This is a genomic window from Paraburkholderia sp., assembly GCF_035501035.1.
Classification (GTDB): Bacteria; Pseudomonadota; Gammaproteobacteria; order Burkholderiales; family Burkholderiaceae; genus Paraburkholderia.
Genome location: NZ_DATJWR010000242.1, coordinates 1 through 8,689, shown reverse-complemented (window position 1 = coordinate 8,689; position 8,689 = coordinate 1). Strand labels below are relative to the sequence as shown.

Genomic DNA, 8,689 nt, shown 5'->3' with positions numbered 1-8,689 from the left:
CCATTGGAGGCCCGCCACGCCGCCCGCGAGGCTCGCGCCGATGCTATGGAGCGCGACGTTGACGATGGAGGTGTCGAGGATCACCACGACATAGCTGATGCTCGTTGCCCAAAGCACCCGGCGTTGCTGCTCGCGACTTTCGGTACTGTGCGTCGGCATAGGTTCTCTCGCTTTCGCCGGCGCAAAATACGCCAGCCACGAACCCAGTATCGAGCGCGCGGCGTGTGCGATGCTTCGATGCGTGTCGAAACATGCGACCATGCAGTCGAGCTACGCTACGAGCAAGTTCCGGAGAAACGCATGACTGTCGAGAATGTTCACCCAAGGGTGTCCGCCACGGCATTTCTGATCGCCGACCCTGCACGCGCCTCGATGCTGATGGCGCTGGCCGACGGCCGCGCGCTGCCCGCGGGCGAACTGGCCTATGCGGCCGGAGTCACGGCGCAAACGGCCAGCAGCCATCTGGCGAAACTGCTGGACGGCGGTCTGCTCGCCGTCGAAAAGGAAGGCCGGCACCGCTATTACCGGCTCGCGGACGCCCAGGTGGCCACCCTGCTCGAAAACCTTGCGGCGATCGGCGCGCGCGCCCCGGTGCGCCACAAGCCGCCTGGCCGCGAGGCGCAGAAGCTGCGCTTCGCGCGCTGCTGCTACGACCATCTCGCGGGCCAGGTGGGTGTGGCGATCACGCGACGCCTCACGGAAGCGGGGCTCATCACCGCCGAAGCCGACAAGCGCTTCGCGGTGACCCCCGCGGGCGCCGCATGGTTCGGTGAACTCGGGCTCGATGTCACCGCGCTGAAGCCCGGCCGCCACGGCGTTGCGCGGCAGTGCCTCGACTGGACCGAGCGACGGCATCACCTGGCCGGGCCGCTCGGCGTGGCGTTTCTGGCGCTGTTGTGCGAGCGCGGTTGGCTTCGGCGCACGCCCGCCTCGCGCGCGGTGCAGGTCACGCCACGCGGCTGGATCGACTTGCGCGAGCGGCTGGGCTTGACGCCCGAATCGCTCGCCGAAGGCTCAGATGATTCGAACCCCAGATGATTCGAATAACTGAGCAATTTCCATCGCGGCCGGCGCGAAGGCCGACTCACGCCACGAGAAAGCGCTGCGCGAGCCGCACCCAGCACGCCGCGCCGAGCGGCAGCACCTGGTCGTTGAAATCGTAGCCGGGGTTGTGCACCATGCAGCCGCCGAACTCGCCTTCGCCGTTGCCGAGCAGCAGGTAGCAACCGGGCACGGCATCGAGCATCCACGCGAAGTCCTCGCTGCCGTTCAGGCCCTTCGGCGCCTGCATGACCACATTCTGTTCGCCGACGAGTTCCGCGCAGACCTGCTGTGCGAGCGCGGTCTCCTCGGGCGCATTGATCATCGGCGGCGTGAGTTGCCGGTAGTCGATATGCGCCTCGACGCCATGCGCCTGCGCGGTGAGCGCGACGATCTCGCGCACGCGCGCCTCCACGAGCGCACGCGTGTCGGGGCGCGCCGCGCGGATGTTCAGGCCCAGCGTGACCGTTTCGGGAATCACGTTGTGCGTGGCACCACCGCGAATGTAGCCCACGCTCACCACGGCCGGTTCGTCGGGCGCCACGTTGCGCGCGACGATGGTTTGCAGCGCCGTGACCAGCGCCGCCGCGGCCACGATGGGATCCTTCACGCGGTGCGGCATCGCGCCATGGCCGCCCACGCCCTTGAGCGTCACGTCGGCCACGTCCGAGGAAAGGCTCACCGACCCCGGCAGCACACGGAATGTTCCGGCCGGCACGCCCGGCATGTTGTGCAGCGCGTAGACCGCATCGCAGGGAAAGCGCTCGAAGAGACCGTCGGCGATCATCGCCTTCGCGCCGCACAGATTTTCTTCGTCGGGCTGAAAGATCAGATTGAGCGTGCCGTCGAAGTCGCGCCGCTCGGCCAGCCTTTTTGCGGCCGCGAGCAAGATGGCCGTGTGGCCGTCGTGGCCGCACGCGTGCATCTTGCCGGGCGTCTGGCTCGCGTATGGCAGGCCCGTGTTCTCGACGATCGGCAACGCGTCCATGTCGGCGCGAATGCCGAGGCGCCGCTTGCCGTCGCCCACTTTCAACTGCGCCACGACGCCGCTTTTACCAATGCCCGTATGGACTTCGTAACCCCACTTCTCCAGCAGCATGGCGACGAGCTTTGCCGTGGCGCCCACCTCGAAACCTAGTTCGGGCTGCGAATGAATCTGCCGCCGAATGCCTATGAAGGTCTCGGCTTCGATTTCGATCTCGGGCAGCAAGGTGGGCAGCAACTGGAACGGGGTGAGCGTGGATTCGCGTTTCATGGGGATTCCGAGTATTGCGTGGTGGAAGGAAGGATCAAAAGCGCATCAGCCAAGGCGACGTTCGCGAATGGCGCTCACGGCACACAGCGTGACGACCCCGCAAGCGACGAGGTAGAGCGCCGGCGCGAGCGGGTTGCCCGTCCTCGCGATCAGCCACGTAACGATGAACTGCGAGCTGCCGCCGAACACCGTCACGCCCACGCTGTAGATGACAGCAAGTCCGCTCGCGCGCACGCCGGCGGGAAGCAGCTCCATGAGCATCAGCAGCAGCGGCGTGGAGCCGAGGTTCGCCGCGGCGGTCAGCACGACCGAGAGCGCGAGCACGAGCGGCACGCTCGGCATGCGCGTCATCAGCCAGAAGGCGGGCACGACGGCCAGGACGTTGAAGATGAGTGAGCCGATCACGAGCGGCTTGCGGCGCGCGAGGCGGTCGGCGAGGCAGCCCGACACGAGCGAGGCCACGAGCATGGTGAGGCCCGTCGCGCAGCCCGAAAGCAGCGAGAGCGAAGGCGGCATCTTGAGCACGCGGATCATGTAGGTGGGCATGAAGAACACCACGAGATACATGCCCACGGTGCCGGCCGTGACCGAGAGAATGCCGAGACCCACCTTCGCGCCGTGCTCGCGCATGAGCGTGCCGAGCGGGCTCGGCGCGTCGGGCTGGGCCTCGTGCGTTTCGTCCAGCTTTGAGCGGATATAGAGGCCCACCGGCGCGATCAGCAGGCCGCCGAGAAACGGTAGGCGCCAGCCCCAGCTCTCGAGCGCTTGCGGCGAGAGCGTGGCGTACAGCACCGCGCCCGTGAGCGCGCCGATCAGCGCCGAGATGCCCTGGCTGCCCAGTTGCCAGCTCACGCGAAAGCCGCGCTGACCGATAGCGCCCGCTTCCATCAGCATGGCCGTCGACGCGCCGATCTCCCCGCCGAGCGAAAAGCCTTGCAGCAGACGCCCCGCGAGGATCACGAGCGAACCCATCACGCCGGCCTGCGCGTAGGTGGGTGCGAACGAGATGCACAGCGTGCCGCCCACCATCAGCGCGATGGTGAGCGTCATGGCGGCCTTGCGGCCGCGGCGGTCGGCATAGCTGCCGATCACGAGGCCGCCCAGCGGGCGCATGACGAAGCCGATGCCGAACGTCGCCACGGCGAGCAGCAGCGAGCCGTAGGGGCTATCGGAGGGGAAAAAGAGGCGGCCGATCAGAAGCGCAAAGAAGCTGTAGACCGTGAAGTCATACATTTCGAGTGCATTGCCGATCGAACAGGCGGCGATCAGGCGAAACTGGCTCTGACGAGCGGCCGCGGGCGGCGTGATGGCGGCGGCGCTGAGCGTTGCGTCATTCATGGCGGATCTCCGCGAGCGGTGGGGATGAAGCTGCGAGTGAGACTGCGTGTGATTGCGCGAATATGTGCGATCTCGGCCGGACGATAGTCACGCCGATTCCATTTTTGAAAGAAGTCACAAATTTTCATCGTGATAACCAGATAGAATCGCCGTCATAACCGCCGTGTGCCAGCCATTGTCGTTTTCCATGAGTCGGCCGTGGCCGCGCCTTGCCTCGCCAGGCGGCAAAGGCGCCCGTGGCACGCGGTGGAGCAACGATCAGGCTTTCTATCGATGGAAAGGCGTCCAGGCGCCACGCGCGCGGAGAACCACGGATGAAACTGCACCAGTTGCGCGTCTTGCTCGCGCTCGCGCAGCACGGCAGCATGCACGAGGCCTCGCGCAGCCTGCACATCTCGCAGCCGGCGCTCTCGAAGGCGATCGCGGAGCTCGAGCGCGAACTGGGCGTGACGCTCATGTCGCGCTCCGTGCGCGGCGTGAGCCTCACGAACTACGGGCGCGCGCTCGCGAAGCGCGCGAGCGTGGTCGAACAGGAGTTGCGCCACGCGCAGGAAGACATCGAAGCGATGCGTGGCCATGCCGAGGCGCAGTTGAACATTGGCTTTACCGCCGTCGCTTCGAGCGGGCCGCTGGCCGCGTCCATCGCGGCGTTTCGCGTGCGCTTTCCGGGCGTGGCGCTGCATGCCTATGAAATGCGGCCGCAACAGATACTCGAAGGGCTGCGCGAAGGGCGCCTCGACCTTGCACTGATCTCGACGAACAGCGGGCCCGGCACGGGCGCATTCCAGTGGGAGCCGCTCTTTTCCGTGGGCATGGTGCTCGCTGCAAGGCCGGGGCATCCGCTCGCGCGCACCACGCGTCTGCGCAATCTGCTCGACGCCGACTGGCTCACGCTCGACCCGCTCGACGACCCCGGCAGCCCGCTCGCGAGCCTTATGCGCCTGCATCGCCTCGATATGCCCAAGCGTGTCTTGCTCAGCTCGTCGAACCTGCTCGGCCTGCAACTCGCGACCTGCACGGACCTCATCAGCATGTGGTCCGATTTCGTGTTCTACGGCACGGGCGGCCCGCTCGTCCTCAATCCCGACGCCCTGCACACGCTATCCATTCGGGACGAGTTGCCGGACTTCCACGTGTTCATGGTGTATCGGTCGACTGACCTGATGACCCACGCGTGCACCGAATTCAGCAAGGAAATTCGCCATCGCAGCCGCACGATGGTCTCGCCGCGCGCCGCCGCGGCGGCCCCGGCGCGCACGCGCAGGACGGCGAGCGCTGCCGTGAAGTAAAGCCCGCGCCGCTCAGCCGCGCTGTGTACCGGGCGGATCGACCGCCTCGCGCGAGCGCGCGAGCGCGTCGAGATTGCCCTCGCCGAAGCCGTGGTGCCCGCTGCGCTGCACAACCTCGAAGAAGATCTCGCCAGCATGGCGCTTCACGAAAGTCTGGAAAAAGAGGCGCGGCACGCCGTCCTCTCCAATCTCGCCGTCGATCAGGACATGTCGCTTGCGCAGCGCTTCGAGGTCCACGCCGTGGCCGGGCAGCCGCACGTCCACGGTGCCGTAGTACGCGGGCGGCGGTTCGACGAACTCGACGCCGTTGGCCTTGAGCGCGTCGACACTCGCGAGGATGTCGTCGGTCGCGAGCGCGATGTGCTGCACGCCTTCGCCGGGATGCTCGGGCAGATAGTCGTGCAACAGTTGCGTACGCCGCGTGCCCTCTTCGTAGAGGGGAATGCGCAGCTCGCCATCGGGCGACACCATCACGCGCGACTCTTCGGCGACATGCCAGTTCGCGTTGATCTCGTGAATCTCGCGGAAATGCAGCAGGTCGCGATAGAAGTCGAGCCACTCGGCAATGCGTCCCGCGCCGACCGTCTGCGTGAGGTGATCGACGCGGGTCAGGCCGGTGCCGCCGTGATCGAGATCCGTGTGGGCGGTGGCGACGTCGATCGGCCGGAAGTCGATGTCGAAGATCGAAATGTCGCCCACGCCGCCGCGCTGGCCGCCGCGGCCTCGCCAGCGGTCGACGAAATAGAGGTGCGAATCGCCGATGCCCTGGATGGCCGGAATGCTCAGCTCCGCCGGGCCCACGCGCTCGCCCTCGAACGCCCATGCGCCGAGCGAGATGGCGTGCTCGAACGCGCGCTGCGCATTGTCGACGCGCACGCCGATCGCGCATATACCCGTGCCGTACTCCTGCGCGTAGCGCGCGGCGAACGAGTCGGGCTCGGCGTTCACGAGGACGTTCATCTGGCCCTGCCGATAGAGCGTGACCGCCTTGCTCACGTGGCGCGCGATCGCCTTGAAGCCGAGCTGCTCGAAGCGGCGGCCGAGTTCAGCGGGATTTGGCGCGGCGAACTCGACGAATTCGAGGCCGGCCATGCCGAGCGGATTGTCCGCCTGCGGCGGAAGACTGGAGGGGCTGGACATGCAATGGGCTCCTGACGCGAGCGGGTAAGCGAGCTTCGCCACGAAGCGCGCGAAGCAGGCCAATTTTAACCATTTCGTTCACTTTTCACGAAGCGCGTCTTGTGCGGCGACCGACGCGCCATCTCGGTGCAAACCCGCAAAGCGTTCGATCATCGAACGCTTATGCGCGATAATCGCGCGAAACTGCGCTGGCACGCATTGCCGTGCCGCGCGGGCCGCCCTATTCTGCGTTTCACCACAGGCGCACGTTTGACATGGCACACGTGCACGAAAGGAGACACCTCATGACCGCCACCCTCGACACCACCGGCTCCCCCGGCGCCGCCCCTCTTTCCCCGTCGCGCAGCCAGGCGCGAAAAGCGGCGCTCGGCAGCTTCGTCGGCGCGGTCGTCGACTGGTACGACTTCCTCCTCTACGGCATCGTGGCCGCGCTCGTCTTCAACGCGGCGTTCTTCCCGCAGGTCAGCAAGACGACGGGCACGCTCGCGGCGTTCGCCACCTTCGGCGTGGGCTTCCTGTTCCGCCCGCTCGGCGGCATCGTGTTCGGCCACTTCGGCGACCGGCTCGGGCGCAAACGCATGCTCGTGATCACCGTCATGATGATGGGCCTTTCCACCGTTGCCATCGGCCTGCTGCCGACCTACGCGACGATCGGCGTGTGGGCGCCCGTGCTGCTCGTCACGTTCCGTGCGCTGCAAGGCTTCGCCGTGGGCGGCGAATGGGGCGGCGCCGCGCTGATGGCCGTGGAAAGCGCACCGCGCGGCAAGAAAGCGTTCTACAGCAGCGGCGTGCAGGTGGGCTACGGCGTGGGCCTCGTGCTCGCCACGGGCATCGTCGCGATCCTGAGCCACCTGCTCGGCGAGGCGTCGTTCCGCTCCTGGGGCTGGCGCCTGCCGTTCGTGTTCAGCGTCGTGCTCGTGCTGATCGGCCTGTGGGTGCGCTCGAGCATGGACGAGTCGCGCGAGTTCGTCGAGAAGGTCGAGCACGGCCACCGCAAGCTCAAGATGCCGGTGCTCGAAGCGCTCACCCGCCACCCGAAGGCGTTCCTCTACATCGTCGCACTGCGCCTCGCCGAGCTCTTCACGATGTACATCGTCACCGCCTTCGCGCTCAGCTATTCGACCACCAACCTCGGCATGTCGCGCGATCTCTTTCTCGGCATCGGCCTTTTCGTCGGCGCGCTGAGCTGCGTGACGATCCCCTGCTTCGCGTGGCTGGCCGACCGCCTCGGGCTGCGCCGCATCTATCTGGTCGGCGCGTTCATCGGCCTCCTGAGCGCGGTGCCGTTCTTCCTCGCGCTCGAAGCGCGCTCCACCTTCTGGATCGTGATCTTCTCGGTGATGCTCGCGAACATCGCACACGACATGGTCGTGAGCGTGCAGCAGCCGCTCTTCACCGAGCTGTTCGGCGCGGAGTACCGCTACAGCGGCGCGGGCGTCGGCTACCAGTTCGCCAGCGTGGTGGGCGGCGGCTTCACACCGTTCATCGCCATCGCGCTGGTGAGCTTCGCTGGCGGCTCGTGGCACCTCGTCGCCGGGTATCTGGCGATCGGCTGCCTCATTTCGCTGGTCGTGGCGGCGCGCATGAAAGCCGTGCGAGCGGAGTGAGCCGCCTCGACCGTGAGGGCCGCGTGAGCACAAGCCGGCTCTTTGCTCGCAAGCCGCAGGCGTTGGCCGCCTGCGGCTTTTTCCGTTGTGCCGACACGATCTCTGCACGCCGATGAAGAAGCCGCCATTGGACCGGCGCGACTGGATCGCCGGGCTCGAAAAGGGCCTCGCCATCCTCGAAGCGTTCGACAGCGAACACGCGCGCATGACGCCCACCCAGGCCGCCGAGCGCACGGGCCTCACGCGCACCGCCGCGCGCCGCTATCTGCTCACGCTCGAATCGCTCGGCTATGTCTACACGGACGGCCGCCTCTACGGCCTCACGCCGCGCGTGCTGCGCGTGGGTTGGTCGTACTTCGATTCGGCGCGACTGCCGCGTACCGTGCAGCCCTATCTGCGGCAGCTTAGCGCCACGCTGAATGAATCGGCCTATGTGAGCGTGCTCGACGGCTGGGATCTCGTCGTGATCGCACGCAACGGCGTGTCGCGCGTAATGACGACGGGCTTCGTGCTTGGCGCTCGCGTGCCCGCGCCGCTCATTTCACCCGGCGTGGTGCTGCTCGCGCACGAGGCGGACCAGGCAGCCGTTTCGGCGTGGCTCGATACCGTCGAGCTCTCGCCGTTCACGCCGCATACGATCACGAGCGCCGCGCGGCTGCGCGAAAAGATCGTGCGTGCGCGCGTGGATGGCTATGCGCTCATCGAGCAGCAGTTGCAGGTGGGCGTGCGCGGCATTGCCGTGCCGCTCCGGAACCGCAACGGCGAAGTGGTGGCCGCGCTCAGCACCAACATGCTGATGGGCGAGGAAAGCGCCGATGCAGCCATCAAGCGCGTGCTCCCGAATCTGCAGGAGAGCGCGCTCGCGATGCTGAACGTGCTCTAGCGCCCCGCGCCTAGCGAAGGCATGCGGCAAAGGACGGCGACTCACGAGCGCGGCATCGCCCGTCATTTTTTATTCGTCATCCTGATTAATTATCGAGAATCTCCCCCGCCATCCACGAGCGCTGCCAACTCGTACA

Annotated in this window: 7 protein-coding genes; 4 read left to right on the top strand and 3 right to left on the bottom strand. The window is 66.8% G+C overall.

From position 1 onward, the window contains the following. The first annotated feature begins 300 nt into the window (after positions 1-300). Positions 301-1,038: a winged helix-turn-helix domain-containing protein gene (locus VMJ11_RS17810; RefSeq protein ID WP_325620713.1), complete on the top strand. Its 738-nt coding sequence runs from the start codon at positions 301-303 to the stop codon at positions 1,036-1,038. A gap of 46 nt (positions 1,039-1,084) precedes the next feature. Here VMJ11_RS17810 and VMJ11_RS17805 read toward each other — a convergent pair whose 3' ends face one another. Together VMJ11_RS17805 and VMJ11_RS17800 are read right to left on the bottom strand one after the other, a co-directional pair. Beyond that, on the bottom strand, positions 1,085-2,296 hold the full coding sequence (locus VMJ11_RS17805; RefSeq protein ID WP_325620712.1) for a M20 aminoacylase family protein: 1,212 nt from the start codon (positions 2,294-2,296) through the stop codon (positions 1,085-1,087). A gap of 45 nt (positions 2,297-2,341) precedes the next feature. Continuing rightward, positions 2,342-3,634: an MFS transporter gene (locus tag VMJ11_RS17800; RefSeq protein WP_325620711.1), complete on the bottom strand. Its 1,293-nt coding sequence runs from the start codon at positions 3,632-3,634 to the stop codon at positions 2,342-2,344. 314 nt (positions 3,635-3,948) lie between these two features. Between VMJ11_RS17800 and VMJ11_RS17795 the strand changes: the two genes are divergently transcribed. Beyond that, positions 3,949-4,923 (top strand): LysR family transcriptional regulator, encoded by a 975-nt coding sequence (locus tag VMJ11_RS17795; protein WP_325620710.1) that lies wholly within the window; start codon positions 3,949-3,951, stop codon positions 4,921-4,923. A gap of 12 nt (positions 4,924-4,935) precedes the next feature. On the opposite strand, the gene VMJ11_RS17790 is transcribed toward VMJ11_RS17795, so the two are convergent. Continuing rightward, entirely contained in the window at positions 4,936-6,063 is a 1,128-nt protein-coding gene (locus VMJ11_RS17790; RefSeq protein WP_325620709.1) for a 4-hydroxyphenylpyruvate dioxygenase family protein, read from the bottom strand. Between the two features lie 284 nt (positions 6,064-6,347). Between VMJ11_RS17790 and shiA the strand changes: the two genes are divergently transcribed. Next, the gene (shiA, locus tag VMJ11_RS17785) at positions 6,348-7,670 is read left to right on the top strand and encodes a shikimate transporter (RefSeq protein ID WP_325620708.1); all 1,323 of its coding nucleotides are present in this window, start codon (positions 6,348-6,350) and stop codon (positions 7,668-7,670) included. Between the two features lie 112 nt (positions 7,671-7,782). Continuing rightward, the gene (locus tag VMJ11_RS17780) at positions 7,783-8,553 is read left to right on the top strand and encodes an IclR family transcriptional regulator domain-containing protein (protein WP_325620707.1); all 771 of its coding nucleotides are present in this window, start codon (positions 7,783-7,785) and stop codon (positions 8,551-8,553) included. Positions 8,554-8,689 lie beyond the last annotated feature (136 nt).

Bases quoted from the DNA above. Each gene is read 5' to 3' on its own strand.
- VMJ11_RS17800 (WP_325620711.1), bottom strand. From the start codon at position 3,634: ATGAATGACGCAACGCTCAGCGCCGCCGCCATCACGCCGCCCGCGGCC.
- VMJ11_RS17795 (WP_325620710.1), top strand. From the start codon at position 3,949: ATGAAACTGCACCAGTTGCGCGTCTTGCTCGCGCTCGCGCAGCACGGC.
- VMJ11_RS17780 (WP_325620707.1), top strand. From the start codon at position 7,783: ATGAAGAAGCCGCCATTGGACCGGCGCGACTGGATCGCCGGGCTCGAA.
- VMJ11_RS17790 (WP_325620709.1), bottom strand. From the start codon at position 6,063: ATGTCCAGCCCCTCCAGTCTTCCGCCGCAGGCGGACAATCCGCTCGGC.
- VMJ11_RS17810 (WP_325620713.1), top strand. From the start codon at position 301: ATGACTGTCGAGAATGTTCACCCAAGGGTGTCCGCCACGGCATTTCTG.
- VMJ11_RS17805 (WP_325620712.1), bottom strand. From the start codon at position 2,296: ATGAAACGCGAATCCACGCTCACCCCGTTCCAGTTGCTGCCCACCTTG.
- shiA (WP_325620708.1), top strand. From the start codon at position 6,348: ATGACCGCCACCCTCGACACCACCGGCTCCCCCGGCGCCGCCCCTCTT.